Source organism: Methylophaga frappieri (assembly GCF_000260965.1).
GTDB lineage: Bacteria > Pseudomonadota > Gammaproteobacteria > Nitrosococcales > Methylophagaceae > Methylophaga > Methylophaga frappieri.
Genome location: NC_017856.1, coordinates 2,453,812 through 2,469,729, shown reverse-complemented (window position 1 = coordinate 2,469,729; position 15,918 = coordinate 2,453,812). Strand labels below are relative to the sequence as shown.

The following is a 15,918-nucleotide window of genomic DNA, read 5'->3' as shown; positions in this document are numbered from 1 at the left end:
TTTTAACAAATTCCGATTTCTGGCGGGTGCTTTTCTGCCGGCAGCTAATCTCCCGTCTGATCCTTACCGGCAAATCGTGGAATGTGCGATAGGATCTGTTGTAAATCCTGCTTACTTTTCTCCGGTATTGATTGAAATGCGGATGACTGCTGCAAAGACTTGATTTCTGCCATCAGTTTTTGGGTTGTTTCGCTATCTGGCAACGGCACCTCTGCGGCTGAATCCAGATCCTTACCATCAACTGACGCCCCCGACTGTTTCTGCAAATCACTCATTTCTTTAACTAAATCAGCCATCGCTGCATGCTCTGGCAACGCCGGCATATCCTTTTCGTTATACAGTGCCATCCCTGATAACGTCTCTTCCCGCTCAGCTTCAGCTGCTGCTTTTTCAGCCGCCACTGCGGCAGAAAAAGGATCTTGCGGCTCGTTTTGTTGTGAATCTATGGACTTTTCTGACATCTCCCCTTTCGTCAGGTGCTGGTCGCTAGGTTTATTTTCTTGTTCAAATACCGCATCCTCCTGCGAAGGGAAAGTGACATCTCCAGTTGCCACGGCCTCTCCCCGATTAACATCGCTTTCGATTGTCTGATCAGTCATTTCCGGCGGGTTAAAATCCGTCATTGTGTCAAGTTGCTGCGTCGCACTTGCTGAGTCTGTGGCTGAGGGCACAGTGTCATCTACCGGCTGTTGCAATACTTCCTGGCCACTGTCTCTGAAGTCTGGTTGCGGCGGCGATGGCCATTCAGTCTCCGAGACAACGGCTAACGTGTCTTCACTATTGTCTTGATTAACCGGATCGAAGCCATGCGATGTCAATGAGGTTTTGGCTGGTGTAATTTCATCATCCTGGTGATCGTCAGCAACATTGTTGTTTCGCTGATATGCGAATTGCGCTATGTTGTCTGTCTCTGCTTGACTTGTTAGTGCCGTAGCATCTGGGCTTGTTTCAGCTATTGCTGGCTTTGCCGTGCGCAAGGCCGCCGTTCTTTCTCTTAATCTCGAGCGAAGACGTTCCAGGTTAAGATCGGTTTTCTCCTGATCGATCTTTGCTGGCAGCACCTGCTGGTCAGGTATCTCCTCATTGGATACTGTTTCTGCGCTAACCGCCATCAGCTCTGACAGGCGTTCTGCTTCAGTCTGATGCGCGGCTTCGGCTTCGGCTTCGGCTTCGGCTTCGGCTTCGGCTTCGGCTTCGGCTTCGGCTTCGGCTTCGGCTTCGGCTTCGGCTTCGGCTTCGGCTTCGGCTTCGGCTTCGGCTTCGGCTTCGGCTTCGGCTTCGGCTTCGGCTTCGGCTTCGGCTTCGGCTTCGGCTTCGGCAAGAGTGTTGTCAGTTGGCTGTTTCAAGTCAACTTCATCCAACTCAACCCACTCTTCAGCAATAGCGAAGCTTGGTTCCTGATTCACGGTTATTTGTGATTCTGGCAGGTCAGACGCTGACTCAGCTGTTTGACTATGAGTCGACGTGTTTAGTCCATAAACCGGGGGTGGGGTCGGATTCCACTGCCTATTCGCAAACTGCTGTAAGCCTTTTTTAACCGGTTTGGTTGACGTGTCTTGAACAGGCTCGGAAGCATTGGCGTTACTTGGTAAGGACTTACCGTAAATATCCGGCACGTTCGGCTGCCAGTTACTTTTTGCATAGTCTGTCAGACTGCGTTTCGTTTTCGGCGTTGGCAATATCTTGTCGTCCGCAGCTTGTTCTGCGTCTAATTGCTGATCGCTATCTGCCATCGCCTGCGTTGATTCAGTTATAGTTGGAATCGCGGTCTCTGCTTGTTCGGATGATATTGTTGCTGGTTGCGCTGCCTGCCTCTGGTCTGCGCCCATATTTTCATCTGTTGTTGCCTCATTTTGTAAGCTGCTTTGCTCAGATTGCTCTGCGTCGGTAAGCTCAACGTCAAATCCATCCAGCAGCTGTTCCACTTCATCTGAATACAACATTTGCGTTTCATCTGTCTCCAGACTCTCGGCGGTAATCTCTATTTCAGGCTCAGATTCTAAATTTGTTTGCACATTCTCATCGGATACGTCGTCACCAAGCTCAGCTTGCGCCGCCTCTGTTTCGTTTTGCAACACGTCCAGTTGTTGGCGGAGCTGTGTGACCATTGCTGTCAGTTCGGCATTTTCCGCGGCTAATTCCCGCACCTGTTGTTGACTGGTATCAGGTTGTTTTACAGGCAGTAAATTAAGACCGGCGTTCAGTAATGATTCGACTTGGTCTGGCATGGCATGCAGTAATTTGCCATCTTGGTTTACGAACATCGCCATCAGGTTTTTATGCAGGGTTCGTTCCTGTTGCTGAAGCGCCTCTACTTCTGTTTCTAGATCCTGACCACTAAGCTGATACTGCGTTTGCAACATGACAGCCAATTGTTGACGGCGGCCTTCGCGCTTTTGCTTGATAAGCTTGACTGTTTTCGCGCTGTCATTCCGCATTTGCTTATTCTGACGTGCCATTCTGACCAATAGCCAAAGTAATAATAAGCCAAAGATTGCGGCCAACTCATAGGCAAGCCATTGAAATACGGGATCAGTCAAAGCCATTTATAAACTCTCCGCTGGCGAAGTAAATCGTTGGCTTCGCCGCCATAACAGAATACCTATAATCAATAAGCCAGCGAGAAGCACATTACCGATCAATAAAATCATGCTTGGAGACAAAGCAGGTCGGTCCAAATCAACAACGGGATTACCGGCTTCTGATTGTGGCGCTTCCACCGACAAAACATCACTTTGTCTGATTACTGGCTCTTGATCGTCGCGTATGATTAGGGGTGCCGGCTGCAAAAATACAGGGCGTCCTGCAGGCGTATCGCCCCGAACTTGGACTTCCAGCTGATAATCGACGCCAGACGCTAATGCAGACAGCGTCAATTGCCACTGATTTTCACTTTGCAACGGGATTGCATAAGAATATTCATCCCCATCCGGACCGCGTAATAATGCCGTCATAGTGAGACTGGCAGGGACCAAAAGACGCGCATCGGCTTGCACCTGCAACCGATGACTTCGGCTTTCACTGTCAATTTGCGTCACGTTAATATCCAAGGGCACCGCAACGACATTCACCGATTGCCGTCGTTGTCGCTCAAAAGTTGGTCCGGTTGCCGTAATGACAATATCATTGCGTCCCGCATTAAATAAGCCGCCCAACTCACTAGCAAAGCTTGTTTGCGAGGGAAGTCGCTGTAACGGCGTAACACGACGGTTGCCCTCGGCATTTTGTTGCATGAGTTCAACCTGGACGAGGTTTAGAAAATCTTCCCGCACAATGACAGCGTCTTTTTCGATTAGCGTCGCTGCAATATCAAAGCGTTCACCAACCAGAATATTATTAGGTAGCTCTGCTGTTTCCAATTGTAAATCCGTCACTACCATCACCCGGTTATCCGGATCTAATTCGGCATCGATATGCCATTCCCCTGCTTGAGGGTTTTGAATAGTAATCAAGTCGTAATTGTTTTCGCGATGCCAACGAACCGCATCATCAGGGGTCGCTTCGGTTAAGATGTTTTGATCCGGCGTAATCAAACTGGTCGTAGTTGATGGATCGGCACGAAATGCCAAAACCGTCATCTCTTTGACCTGATTATCTATACTGAAAAAATTGTCGACCAAAGGCACGCTGTCCCTCGGTACCGACTGTTCAAACAAATGTAAAAATACCCGTTCAAGCTGGTCCGCTGTGTCAACCTGCCGATACCAGCCATTAGATGCCATCGAGAGTTGTTTTAATAAGTCATGATCTGCCTCGGACGATAGTGCGATAGTGTGGATTTTGAACTGGTGTTGAACTAATTCGGGCAGTAAATCATCCAGAATCCGCTGCCGCGACTGTTGGCTGCTTTTATCACCTGCCTTTAAATCAACCAAACCATCTGACAACAAAATGATACTGCGATTAGCTGATTTAATATCCTCAACGTTAGCAACCGCTTTTTTAAGTGCCTGTTCAATATTCGTATACAGGCCTCGGGAATGGATTCGATCAGACTGGGAATGCGCGGCCTGCCGCCAGTCTTCGGTCACTTTTTGCCACGGCACCAGACTATTTACCTGCGCCGCAAAAGTCCACACACCAGCCTGATTATTCACTGGCATCAGACCACTTAGTAACCGGAGTCCCGGCGCTCTGAGGTTGTGCGGATCGTTTTGCTTCATGCTGCCGGAAACATCAATCACCACCCGCAGATCACTTTCCGCCGCAACCACGCCAGCCAGCATCAGGCTTAGCAACAGACTGCCAAGTAAATAAAATCGCCGCATCATTTTTATCCCTTTTTCCTAGCCGTCAAATTTTCGGCACACGGATATCCATGGCAAGCGCTATGCAGATTTTATGCCGCTTATCAATGTCTCTCTAGGCAGCTAGGCTAAATCGAGGCCACGTTGTAACTCCGCTTGAATATCTGCAACTGACTCCAAACCAACGGATAAGCGGATTAAGCCGTCAGTAATGCCACTTGCCAGTCTGTCTTCTGGTGAAACCCGGCCATGCGTGGTGGTCGCAGGGTGGGTAATGGTGGTTTTGGTATCCCCCAGATTGGCTGTAATGGATAACCATTGGGTGGCATTGATCGTTTTCCATGCCGCCTCACGCCCACCTTTCACCTCAAAAGCAATAATGCCACCGAATGCTGACTGCTGCCGTTTGGCCAGCAAATGCTGAGGATGTGTTGGTAAGCCGGCATAAAATACCTGATTGACCTTCGGATGTGCCGATAACCACTGTGCCAAATGCATCGCGCTGGCGGAATGTGTCTGCATCCGGATTTCCAGAGTTTCCAGTCCTTTCAGAAAGGTCCAGGCATTAAAGGCGCTCATTGTAGGACCTGCTGTTCGCAAAAAGCCGTACACCTCCTCACCCACTGTCTGTGCATCGCCAATCACAGCACCACCAATGCAACGCCCCTGTCCATCCAGATACTTAGTCGCGGAATGGATCACAATATCTGCGCCCAGTTGCAATGGCAATTGCAATGCAGGCGTACAAAAACAATTGTCAACCACTAACAAACAGCCGTGTTTTTTGGCTAACGCTGATAATGCAGCGAGATCTGCTATCTCATTGAGCGGATTGGAAGGCGTTTCCAAAAATAACATCTTTGTATTAGGCTTTATTGCCTGCTCCCAAGCCGCTATATCAGTGAGTGGAACATAATCCGTGTGCAAACCAAACCGGCTGAGATATTTGTCAAACAGGACGCGTGTCGTCCCAAAAATGCTTCTTGATGACACAATATGATCGCCGCTGACGCACAAACTCATGAACGTTGACAGAATCGCAGACATCCCGGAAGCCGTGGCAACGCAAGACTCACCACCTTCTAATTGCGCCAAACGTGTTTCAAAGGTGCGCACTGTAGGATTAGTAAACCGAGAATAAATATTGCCAGGCTCATCACCACCAAAACGGGCTGCTGCCTGCTCGGCACTGTCAAACACAAAACTGGACGTCGGAAAAATAGGCTCGGCATGTTCCCCTTCGTTTGTCCGTTGGTGGCCGGCTCGGACTGCCCGGGTTGCGAAACCCTTATCTGAAAATTGCTCGCTCATGGTGACTCTGTTACCCAAATAGTCAGATTTTAACGGTTTTACCTGCCTGATAACCAGTCGGCATCAAACATAAGCGCTTGTTTTTCAGAAAACATTCAAATTTGACAAAAACAGGCACCACTTCTATAGTCAGCGCCTCGTCACAGGTGCGTTCTGCAACAGCAGCGCGATAATCGGGAAGACGGTGCGACTTAGGTCAATGCCGTCACTGCCCCCGCAACGGTAATCGGGTCAACCGGCATCACAAGCCACTATTAAATTTAATGGGAAGGCGATGCTGTCAGATATCCCCGAAAGTCCGGAGACCGGCCTGTTACGTCCTTCATGTTGCGGCGGGCGAACTAGAAGCCAAAACCCGACTGCTGTTGGTGGCGCCTCGTTGCACATGCTTTTCAGATCATGCTATCGGTGGGATAGCGGCATCGAGGATTTTCATATGTTTATACAGCGCTCTCTACTCGGCCTGATGATTGGCTCCGCTCTTTCCGGCATGGCAAATGCCAATACCGAACTGGATCAAATTGTCGTCACCGCCACCCGTACACCAACGTCTCTTGACCAAATTGGCAGTGCCGTTTCGGTTATCACTGCTGAAGATATCCAACAACGCCAGTTTATTACGCTTTCAGATGCCCTGAAAGATTTGCCGGGCATGCATGTCGTTGCCTCTGGCAACCGAGGTTCTCAGACGTCTTTATTTATCCGTGGCAGCAACTCCAATCACACTTTAGTGTTGGTTGATGGCATTGAAATGAATGATCCCAGCTCGCCTAATGGCGGGTTTGACTTTGCTAACTTTTTATTAGATGACGTGCAGTCCATCGAGGTTGTCCGAGGCTCACAAAGCGTGCTTTACGGTTCAGATGCAATTGGCGGCGTCGTCCATGTGCGAACCAAATCCGGCAGCGGCAAACTGCAAGCACGTGCCAAGGCTGAAATTGGCACCCATTCTACGCATCATGAAATGCTTGCCGTCTCCGGCTCGGTAAATGATTTTTCCTATGCCCTGACGGGTGGTTTTTTTGAATCTGATGGGGACAGCATCGCCACCCGTAAGCGTTTGGCGCCAGGCAGTGACCGAGATGATGATGGTTATCAAAACGGGATTTTATCAACCCGTCTCGGCTGGCAACCCACCGATAAGCTTAACTTTGATTTCAGCGCCCGATTGATTGAAACAGAAAATGATTTGGATGGCGGCTTTGATTTTTCAGGCAATACTGCGGAAGACCCGGATGCCATTAATAAATCACGGCAGTTGTTTCTGGGTGGCAGTATTAATGGCAACTTCTGGCAAGGTGCCTGGCGGCCAACATTAAGCTGGCAACGCAGTGATATTGAGCGTAAAAACCGTAATGATCGGATTGATCCCTTCGGCACGCTGGATCGGACAGACTATCGCGGTCAAAAAAATAAACTCGGCCTGCAAAATGATTTGCATCTGCTTGATAACCATTTGATTACTATTGGCGGGGAATACGAAACTGAAAAACTGACCGCTGATGGTATGACTGACTTTGGTGGCTTTATTCAAACCCAGCAGTCAAGTGAAGAGCAATCAACCCGTGCTTTCTATATTCAAGATCAAATTCAGTTATCAGATGCGCTAACAACAACGTTGGGATTGCGTCATGATGATCCCGATTCCTTTGGTTCAGAAACCACCTATCGCGCGACGCTCAGTTATCAGCTTTCAGATCAGACACGACTGCGTGGTGGGGTTGGTTCTGGCTTTAAAACACCCTCATTGTATGAACTGTATGGCTTTACGCCGAGTAACTTTGGCAGTGCCTACCGGGGTAACCCGGATCTGAAACCAGAAACCAGTGATAACTGGGAAATCGGCATTGATCAACAATTCTGGAATCAACGTCTTAGTACCTCATTGACCTATTTTCAGAATGACATTGATGATTTAATTACCACGGTTTTTCTGCCCAGTTTTGATAGCACTAGTGTCAACGAAAATGAAGCCGAACTTGAAGGACTTGAAGCTGAATTTTCACTGGCCGCAACCGACACACTGGATGTAGATGTTAACTATACTTACACCCGAAGCGTGAATGAAGATGATCGACAGCTCTTGCGTCGTCCTCGGCATAAAGCAGGACTGTTACTCACTTGGCAGCCGAGCCAGCCATTAGTATTTACGGGTAATCTGCAATATGTTGGACCAAGAAAAGATGTCGATGGTGTTGGTGCGCGTATTAACCGGGGTGGATACAGCGTTGTCCATGTCACTGGTTCATATCAAGTCAATTCACAATGGCGCTTGTTTGGCCGAGTTGAAAATGCAACCGATCACAATTTTGAACCCGCCTACGGCTTTCAGGCTGCGGGCGTAACTGCCATGATTGGCACTGAAATAAAACTGTAACAAAAGCAATGAAACGGGCATAGAAATGACCGATAAAGCACAGCGCCATCAGGCTCGAATGCAAAAGCAAAAGCAGATTGTCGATGCACAAATCCAGCAGGCAGATAACGATAAAGGCCTGCTGCTGTGTATTACCGGTAATGGTAAAGGCAAAAGCTCATCTGGATTTGGGATGGTGGCGCGCGCGCTGGGTCATGATATGAACGTCGGTATTGTTCAATTTATTAAAGGTGCGATGAGCACCGGCGAAGAAGCCTTTTATCGGCGATTCCCTGATAAGGTGGCCTACCATGTTGTCGGAGATGGCTTCACCTGGGATACCCAAAACCTGGAACAAGACAAACGCTCAGCCGAACAAGGCTGGGCGATTGTCAAATCCTTACTGGCCAATCCTGACATCAACCTGATTCTGCTCGACGAACTCAACATTGTGCTGAAAATGCAGTATCTGCATAGCAATTTGGTTCTGCAAGACTTAGCAAAACGACCGAGCATGCAACACGTCATTATCACGGGTCGCGGTGCACCGCCTGCTATTATTGATGCTGCCGATACGGTAAGTCGTATCGACGATGTGAAACATGCTTTTCGGGATGGCATTCGTGCCCAAAAAGGCGTTGAGCTATAAATAATGCCTCAAAACAGTGCATTGAAGTTACTCACATTTTCTGTGGATAAGTCTGTGTTTAAGTTCCGAGTTAGTCGCTAAGTCATTCAATTCATTGCCTTGGTCACAAAATGGTTAAAAAATGACCATTTTATTAAAACCTTTAATTATCAATTAGTTATAATTGATTTTAGCAAGATCAAGCAGTTAGCTTTCGTATTACAACATCGTGTGAAGTATTTGTGAAACAAGTGCATAACTTGCTTACACATTTTAAGGTGAGACGTAAAAAATAACGTTGGTAACACAAGGACTTGGCGAGGAGTGTTCACTCCCCACCAGATTAACTAATCAGACAGATGCTGTTTCGTTAATAATTTCCAGACTGAGCTCATCATTATCAAGACAAACCCGGACATGACCACCATCACTGAGCTTACCAAACAACAGCTCATCAGCAAGTGGCCGTTTGATTTTCTCCTGAACCAGTCTGGCCATGGGCCGGGCGCCCATTTGAATATCATAACCATGCTCAGCCAGCCACTCACGTGCCTGATTATCAATTTCTATTGTCACATGTTTATCTTGCAGCAGCATTTCGAGTTCGAGAACCGCTTTGTCGGCAACCCGCAAAATGGCATCCCTTTCCAGCGGTTTAAACTGGATAATGCCATCGAGACGGTTACGAAACTCCGGCGTGAAAGCACGTTTTAACGCTTCCATGCCGTCAGTGTGATGCATTTCCTGCTTGGTAAAACCGATGCTGGCACGATTCATTTCCTGCGCACCGGCATTGCTGGTCATGACCAGCACCACATGCCGGAAATCGGCTTTTCGGCCATTGTTGTCAGTCAATGTGCCGTGATCCATGACTTGCAAAAGCAAGTTAAATACGTCGGGGTGCGCTTTTTCTATCTCGTCCAGAAGCAATACGGCATGAGGTTGTTTGATAATGGCATCAGTAAGCAGCCCACCCTGATCAAAACCCACATATCCTGGCGGCGCACCAATTAAACGTGACACGGTATGCGCTTCCATATACTCAGACATATCGAAACGAATCAAATCCACACCTAGAATATGTGCTAACTGACGCGTCACTTCAGTCTTACCGACACCCGTTGGTCCGGCAAACAAGAAAGCCCCCGTCGGCTTCTCTGGATGGCCAAGCCCTGAACGCGCCATTTTGATTGATGAACTCAGCGCAGAGATGGCCTCATCCTGACCGAAAATAACGTGTTTAAGGTTGGATTCAAGATTTTGTAAACTATCTCGGTCAGCTTTACTGACTGTTTTTTCTGGAATACGCGCAATCTTGGCAACAATTTGTTGCACGTCGCCGACGCCAATCATTTTTTTACGCCGTGATTTAGGCAGAATACGTTGCGCCGCCCCCACTTCATCTAAGACATCAATGGCTTTATCAGGTAGATATCGATCATTAATGTGTCGTGCAGATAATTCCGCGGCCTGAACGATAGCAGCATTGGAATAGCGGACATTGTGATGCGCTTCGAGTCCTGGTTTCAGCCCTTTCAGAATTTCCACGGTTTCAGAAATTGAGGGTTCTGGAACATCGATTTTCTGGAATCGACGGGCCAGGGCACGATCATGTTCAAAAATGCTGCGATATTCCTGATACGTGGTTGAGCCAATGCATTTTAATTCACCGCTGGATAACAACGGTTTTAACAGGTTTGCGGCATCCATGGCACTGTTCCCGGCACTACCCGCTCCAATCACCGTATGAATTTCGTCAATAAACAGAATCGCATGATCTTTTTGTCGGATCTCACGCAGCAATGCTTTAAGCCGCTTTTCAAAGTCGCCACGATATTTGGTACCGGCAACCAAAGCGCCCATATCCAGCGCATAGATAACCGCATCTTCTAACACGTCAGGCACATCTTCATTGACAATTCGACGTGCCAATCCTTCTGCCAAGGCCGTTTTACCCACCCCGGCCTCACCAACAAACAAGGGATTATTTTTCCGACGTCGGCATAACACCTGCAAGGTGCGTTCAATTTCATGCGCTCGACCAATGAGCGGATCGATACGTCCCAATTTAGCCTCAGCGTTCAAATTCGTGGCATAGAGTTCCAGCGGACTTTTACTTTCCGTATTGGTCGCCTCTTCACTTTCTGCTTTTTCAGCTTTAGTCTCGGCGGCTGTCTCACCTAGACTATTATGGCTAATGGCATTCACCACATCCAATCTGGAAATGTCCTGTTTTTGCAACAAGAAAACTGCTTGTGATTGCTGCTCAGAAAAAATCGAAACCAGCACATTGGCCCCGGTGACTTCTTCACCGCCAGAAGACTGCACATGCATCACTGCACGCTGCAGAATTCGCTGAAAAGCAAGTGTCGGCTGCGTTTCTCTATCTGTGTCTTCCGGGAGTGTCGGTAAATTATCAGCCAAAAAGTCGGTCAAATCCTGACGCAATGCAACGACATCAACTTCACACGCCTTCAATACGGCAAGGGCTTGTCCGTTTTCCAAAAGGGCTAACAGCAAATGTTCGACCGTGAGAAATTCGTGAGAACGCTGCCGAGCATAGTTAAAAGCCTGGCTGAGTGTCTGTTCCAACTCTTTGCTTAACATAACCTTATCTCACCTTTTTCATCACAGGCAGGACTATTCCTGCTCCATCGTACACTGCAACGGATGCCCATGTTGCTGTGCATAACTATTCACCTGCTCAACTTTCGCTTCGGCAATCTCAAATGTAAAAATGCCACAAAGCGCCTGCCCCTCAGTGTGGACTAACAGCATGGTGCGCGTCGCCCGTTCGCGATTCATATCAAACAGGGTTTCCAACACCTCAACCACAAAATCCATTGGGGTGTAGTCATCATTCAACATTAACACCCGATATTTAGGCGGTTGTTTCAGTTCTGGTTTGGACGGCGCGACAGCAAAGCCATTGCCTGCCTGCCAATCTGGTACCGATTTATCCGTCATATCAAAATTCAGTTCGCTGCATCAACCATTTTTTTGAGTTCACCAGACTCGTACAGTTCCATAATAATGTCACAACCGCCGATCAACTCACCGTTAATATAAAGCTGTGGGAAAGTTGGCCAGTCTGCATAACGATGCAAATTGGCACGCACATCCGGATCAGCCAGTACATTGACATAAGCAAATTCTGAACCACACGCGGCCAGTGCCTGCGAGGAACGACTCGAAAAACCACACTGCGGAAACTCCGGGGTGCCTTTCATAAATAAAATTACCGAATTGCTTTCGATAGCTTCTTTGATGCGATCCATAACGTCCATAGTAAACCTCATTTATTCATTGATTATGCAGATGGGGATCTGCAACCATTAATTCAAGATTACGCCTGTGATGGTTGGCTCTGCAACAAGCTGATTACACCATCAAGGCCAACATGATTGAATGCGGTATCAGCTTGTTGTTGTACTTTGGGTTTGGCATGGTAAGCGATACTTAGCCCTGCTTCTGCCATCATCAGCAAATCATTGGCGCCATCGCCCATGGCGATAGTCTGGGATGGTGAAATAGCCAGTTCCCGGCATCTGGCCAGTAAAAAATCGGCTTTGGCTTGGGCACCACAAATATTGCCCACAACTTCGCCCGTTAATTTGCCCTCTTCTACACCTAACTGATTGGCCTGGGTAAAATCTAGTCCCAAACGCTGTTTCAACTTATCCGTAAAAAACGTGAACCCCCCGGATACCAGGGCTGTTTTAATATTCATTTTCTGTAACCAGGTGAGCATCTTCTCTGCACCCGGGTTCAACCGCAATCGCTCCGTGTAAACCGACGCCAGACGCTCCTCCGGCAACCCGGCCAACAAGCGGACCCGCTGCCGTAGCGAGGCTTCAAAATCAAGTTCACCTCGCATCGCCGCTTCCGTAATGGCTGCCACCTGCGGCTTAAGGCCAAGGCAATCTGCAATTTCGTCAATACATTCGATGCTGATTAAAGTGGAATCCATATCCATCACCAGTAATCGAACTGTAGCGGCGTTAAAGTCAACCGGTAACAGATTGATATCAAAGTCGTGCTTTTGTCGTAGCATCGCAACTTCGGCTGGCATGATATGCGTATCAATCAGTGCATCCTCTGCTTGCCACCGTAAGATGCCGTTAACCTGCTGAGCAATTTCCGTGGCGGAAGATTGTGTTAAAGCTGCGCCATGAAGAATTAATGTCGCCATTTTTTCTGCCTCAAAACAAAAACGGCGAGTCTGCTAAAACCCGCCGTTATTTGAGATTAACGCTGCATCAAAACTGTGGTTTGACTGGCGCCGCCTTGAAACGAGCCACGCTATCCATGATTTCCTGATGCGCCGCTGCCTTGTTCTCCCAACCATCAATTTTGACCCATTTGTTTTTTTCCAGATCTTTGTAATGCTCAAAGAAATGGGCCAACTGTGACAACAATCGTTCCGAAACATCACTGATATCTTTAATATCGTCGTACATTTTATCGTGTGGTACAGCAAGTACTTTGGCATCTTCACCTGACTCATCCGTCATTTTCAGCATGCCAACCGGGCGACACTGCACGACTGAACCACTAATCAGGGCATAAGGACTGATAACGAGCACGTCTACCGGATCGCCGTCATCCGATAGTGTATGCGGCACATAACCGTAATTGCATGGATAAAACATGGCGGTGTTCATAAAACGATCCACAAACAACGCACCCGTCTCTTTATCGACCTCGTACTTTACCGGATCTGAATGCGAAGGAATTTCGATGATAACGTTAATATCGTCAGGGACATTTTTACCGGAACTGACGCGGTCAAGATTCATGTTGTGTGTGCTCCCAGAAGCGTGATGATAAACCTATCATTATAAAAGAAAACGCAAACTGGATAAACTGAAACCTGTTTTATGACACACTAAAACCGCTAGCCCAATTTAAATTATTATTTAGGCAATGCGCCAATGAAAACGCTACCGCACTGGCTGTTAAGCAACTTTTTCTGCTACCGTTTTAGCTCGGTGGCATGATAACTCGGCACAGAACCGATTAACCGATCAGCCCTACCTTATCCGGTACATACAACCAACGTAAGCCCGCACCTAATCAGAGCATAACTCCAATCATCCTCTGTCGCATGACGCCCCCAACGACCACAAAAAATCGTCAATCAATGCCATCAACCTGCTACCAGCGAATTATCCCCGCTCACTTTACAAGCGAATTAATGGGGGCGTATAAACAAGCCTTTATCGTCAATTTTCTGTTTCAGGAGTACGTCGTTGTAATTATCGTTCTATTAGAAGACAAAGGAGTCTGCCAATGTGGTCAATTAATCTGGTCCCGGTTTTACTGGGCGTCGCAGGACTTATCTGTGCATTATTGATTTATAACAAGGTCAAATCTGCCTCTGCCGGCTCAGGAAGGGTGGTAGAAATTGGTGACCAGATACATCTTGGCGCCATGGTATTCATGCGAGCTGAATATCTGAGATTGGCTATCTTTTGTCTTGTATGCATCATCGCTCTTGGGCTTTCTGATTTAGGCTGGCATACCGCGCTGGCCTTTTTTGTTGGTGCAATCGCGTCTGCAAGTGCTGGTTTTATCGGCATGTTTGCCGCAACCAAAGCCAATGTCAGAACCGCCATTGCAGCCCGCGATGAAGGTGCACCTCAAGCCCTGACCATCGCATTTTTTGGTGGTTCCATTATGGGCCTGACGGTTGCCTCTATGGGCCTGTTAGGACTGGGGATTTTATATCTCATCTTTGGCGGTGACCCGCATACCGCCCACACTATTCATGGCTTTGGTATGGGCGCGTCCTCAGTCGCGTTATTCTCTCGTGTTGGCGGCGGTATTTTTACCAAAAGTGCCGATGTTGGGGCCGATCTGGTCGGTAAAGTAGAAGCAGGAATCCCTGAAGATGACCCCCGAAATCCGGGCGTCATAGCTGATAATGTCGGCGATAACGTCGGTGATGTTGCCGGCATGGGCTCCGACATTTTCGAGTCTTATTGTGGCGCCATGATTGCCGGTATCGCGATAGCCGCCACCATGACAGCCGTTACCATCAATCAACTCGGTGGCGGCTCGCAGCAAACCCTCATGTTCATGCCTTTGGCGCTGGCTTCCCTTGGTTTGATTTGCTCCGTTGCCGGTATCCTCGCTGTCAAAGCCTTTTCCGCAAACAGTCCTGCTGCGGCTTTACGCTATGGCACATTAGGCGCATCGGTTATTTTTATTGCCTTATCCTATCTGCTGATTCAATTGCTTGGTGCCAGTGCTAATCTCTGGTTTGCTGTGTTATCTGGCGCAATTGGTGGCATTATCGTTGGCCTGGTGACCGAGTATTACACAGGTGGTGCGCCAGTCCGAAAACTGGCAAAAGATGGTGAGACAGGCCCTGCAACCGTCATTATTGGTGGCTTGGCACTCGGTATGCAATCGGTCGCGATTCCCGTTTTGACTATTGCTGCCATTATTTTTTCTGCCAGCTACTTTGCCGGACTTTATGGCGTTGCCATTGCTGCTATCGGCATGCTTGGCACCGTTGGTATTACCATGGCCATTGATGCTTACGGCCCGGTTGCTGACAATGCCGGCGGGATTGCCGAAATGTCTGAAATGGGGGCTTCCACGCGTGAAATTACGGACTCACTGGATGCGCTTGGTAACACCACCGCCGCGATTGGCAAAGGCTTTGCTATTTCAGCAGCGGCATTAGCTGCGTTAGCTATTATTAGTGCTTACATTGAAACCATCAATGCCGAAAGTGGCGGCAATTTACAACTTTTAATCACGAACCCTGTCGTTCTGGTCGGGATGTTTGTCGGCGGCGTTTTCCCATTTCTGGTCAGCTCCATGACCATGACTGCCGTTGGTGATGCCGCGTTTGATATGATTCACGAAATTCGCCGTCAGTTCAGGGAGATTCCCGGTTTGATGGATGGCACCGGCAAGCCGGATACCGCTCGCTGCGTCGATATTGCAACACGGGCGGCGCTTCGTAAAATGATCCTCCCGGGCACCTTGGCGGTCGTCGCACCGATTGTGATTGGCTTTGGATTAGGTCCTGCTGCACTAGGCGGTATGCTAGGCGGCGCCTTGGTCGTTTGTGTGCTGATGGCATTAATGATGGCGAACGCCGGTGGTGCCTGGGACAATGCCAAAAAACATATCGAACAAGGTCAATTAGGCGGAAAAGGTTCTGAAGTACACAAAGCCAATGTCGTCGGCGATACGGTTGGTGATCCGCTCAAGGATACCTCAGGCCCCTCTATGAATATTTTGATCAACGTGATGGCGATTGTCAGTCTGGTCATTGCCCCACTTTTGGTCTGAGACTAACTCGGCTTTCATTTCAGGCCACCCCACCGGTGGCCTTTTTTTTGCGTTTTACTAAGAGA

Annotated in this window: 11 protein-coding genes and 1 riboswitch; of the genes, 3 read left to right on the top strand and 8 right to left on the bottom strand. The window is 48.3% G+C overall.

Annotated features, from left to right (window positions below):
• Positions 1–44: 44 nt before the first annotated feature.
• The 3 genes from Q7C_RS13720 to Q7C_RS11865 all read right to left on the bottom strand — a co-directional run bounded on the left by Q7C_RS13720 (position 45) and on the right by Q7C_RS11865 (position 5,558).
• Positions 45–2,546, bottom strand: coding sequence for a coiled-coil domain-containing protein (locus Q7C_RS13720; RefSeq protein WP_014705022.1), 2,502 nt, complete (start codon positions 2,544–2,546; stop codon positions 45–47).
• Positions 2,547–4,271, bottom strand: a complete 1,725-nt coding sequence (locus tag Q7C_RS11870) for a vWA domain-containing protein (RefSeq protein WP_014705021.1) — start codon at positions 4,269–4,271, stop codon at positions 2,547–2,549. It abuts the gene before it with no gap.
• A gap of 99 nt (positions 4,272–4,370) precedes the next feature.
• The gene (locus Q7C_RS11865; RefSeq protein WP_014705020.1) at positions 4,371–5,558 is read right to left on the bottom strand and encodes an O-succinylhomoserine sulfhydrylase; all 1,188 of its coding nucleotides are present in this window, start codon (positions 5,556–5,558) and stop codon (positions 4,371–4,373) included.
• Between the two features lie 127 nt (positions 5,559–5,685).
• Positions 5,686–5,886, top strand: a riboswitch (cobalamin riboswitch).
• A 108-nt stretch (positions 5,887–5,994) separates the two neighbouring features.
• Between Q7C_RS11865 and Q7C_RS11860 the strand changes: the two genes are divergently transcribed.
• The gene (locus Q7C_RS11860; protein ID WP_014705019.1) at positions 5,995–7,935 is read left to right on the top strand and encodes a TonB-dependent receptor plug domain-containing protein; all 1,941 of its coding nucleotides are present in this window, start codon (positions 5,995–5,997) and stop codon (positions 7,933–7,935) included.
• Positions 7,936–7,960: 25 nt separating this feature from the next.
• On the top strand, positions 7,961–8,563 hold the full coding sequence (gene cobO, locus Q7C_RS11855) for a cob(I)yrinic acid a,c-diamide adenosyltransferase (protein ID WP_014705018.1): 603 nt from the start codon (positions 7,961–7,963) through the stop codon (positions 8,561–8,563).
• Positions 8,564–8,893: 330 nt separating this feature from the next.
• On the opposite strand, the gene clpA is transcribed toward cobO, so the two are convergent.
• The 5 genes from clpA to ppa all read right to left on the bottom strand — a co-directional run bounded on the left by clpA (position 8,894) and on the right by ppa (position 13,341).
• Positions 8,894–11,149, bottom strand: coding sequence for an ATP-dependent Clp protease ATP-binding subunit ClpA (gene clpA / locus Q7C_RS11850; protein ID WP_014705016.1), 2,256 nt, complete (start codon positions 11,147–11,149; stop codon positions 8,894–8,896).
• A gap of 33 nt (positions 11,150–11,182) precedes the next feature.
• The gene (gene clpS, locus Q7C_RS11845; protein WP_014705015.1) at positions 11,183–11,509 is read right to left on the bottom strand and encodes an ATP-dependent Clp protease adapter ClpS; all 327 of its coding nucleotides are present in this window, start codon (positions 11,507–11,509) and stop codon (positions 11,183–11,185) included.
• An 8-nt stretch (positions 11,510–11,517) separates the two neighbouring features.
• Complete coding sequence (grxD, locus tag Q7C_RS11840; RefSeq protein WP_014705014.1) at positions 11,518–11,829, bottom strand: Grx4 family monothiol glutaredoxin; 312 nt, start codon at positions 11,827–11,829, stop codon at positions 11,518–11,520.
• 59 nt (positions 11,830–11,888) lie between these two features.
• Complete coding sequence (serB, locus tag Q7C_RS11835) at positions 11,889–12,734, bottom strand: phosphoserine phosphatase SerB (protein ID WP_014705013.1); 846 nt, start codon at positions 12,732–12,734, stop codon at positions 11,889–11,891.
• 67 nt (positions 12,735–12,801) lie between these two features.
• On the bottom strand, positions 12,802–13,341 hold the full coding sequence (gene ppa / locus Q7C_RS11830; RefSeq protein WP_014705012.1) for an inorganic diphosphatase: 540 nt from the start codon (positions 13,339–13,341) through the stop codon (positions 12,802–12,804).
• A 493-nt stretch (positions 13,342–13,834) separates the two neighbouring features.
• Here ppa and Q7C_RS11825 point away from each other — a divergent pair, with 493 nt between their 5' ends.
• Positions 13,835–15,853, top strand: coding sequence for a sodium-translocating pyrophosphatase (locus Q7C_RS11825; RefSeq protein ID WP_014705011.1), 2,019 nt, complete (start codon positions 13,835–13,837; stop codon positions 15,851–15,853).
• Positions 15,854–15,918 lie beyond the last annotated feature (65 nt).

Excerpts from the sequence above, each read along its gene's own strand:
- Q7C_RS13720 (WP_014705022.1), bottom strand. The coding sequence starts at position 2,546 with ATGGCTTTGACTGATCCCGTATTTCAATGGCTTGCCTATGAGTTGGCC.
- clpS (WP_014705015.1), bottom strand. The coding sequence starts at position 11,509 with ATGACGGATAAATCGGTACCAGATTGGCAGGCAGGCAATGGCTTTGCT.
- clpA (WP_014705016.1), bottom strand. The coding sequence starts at position 11,149 with ATGTTAAGCAAAGAGTTGGAACAGACACTCAGCCAGGCTTTTAACTAT.
- Q7C_RS11865 (WP_014705020.1), bottom strand. The coding sequence starts at position 5,558 with ATGAGCGAGCAATTTTCAGATAAGGGTTTCGCAACCCGGGCAGTCCGA.
- ppa (WP_014705012.1), bottom strand. The coding sequence starts at position 13,341 with ATGAATCTTGACCGCGTCAGTTCCGGTAAAAATGTCCCTGACGATATT.
- grxD (WP_014705014.1), bottom strand. The coding sequence starts at position 11,829 with ATGGACGTTATGGATCGCATCAAAGAAGCTATCGAAAGCAATTCGGTA.
- cobO (WP_014705018.1), top strand. The coding sequence starts at position 7,961 with ATGACCGATAAAGCACAGCGCCATCAGGCTCGAATGCAAAAGCAAAAG.
- serB (WP_014705013.1), bottom strand. The coding sequence starts at position 12,734 with ATGGCGACATTAATTCTTCATGGCGCAGCTTTAACACAATCTTCCGCC.
- Q7C_RS11860 (WP_014705019.1), top strand. The coding sequence starts at position 5,995 with ATGTTTATACAGCGCTCTCTACTCGGCCTGATGATTGGCTCCGCTCTT.
- Q7C_RS11825 (WP_014705011.1), top strand. The coding sequence starts at position 13,835 with ATGTGGTCAATTAATCTGGTCCCGGTTTTACTGGGCGTCGCAGGACTT.
- Q7C_RS11870 (WP_014705021.1), bottom strand. The coding sequence starts at position 4,271 with ATGATGCGGCGATTTTATTTACTTGGCAGTCTGTTGCTAAGCCTGATG.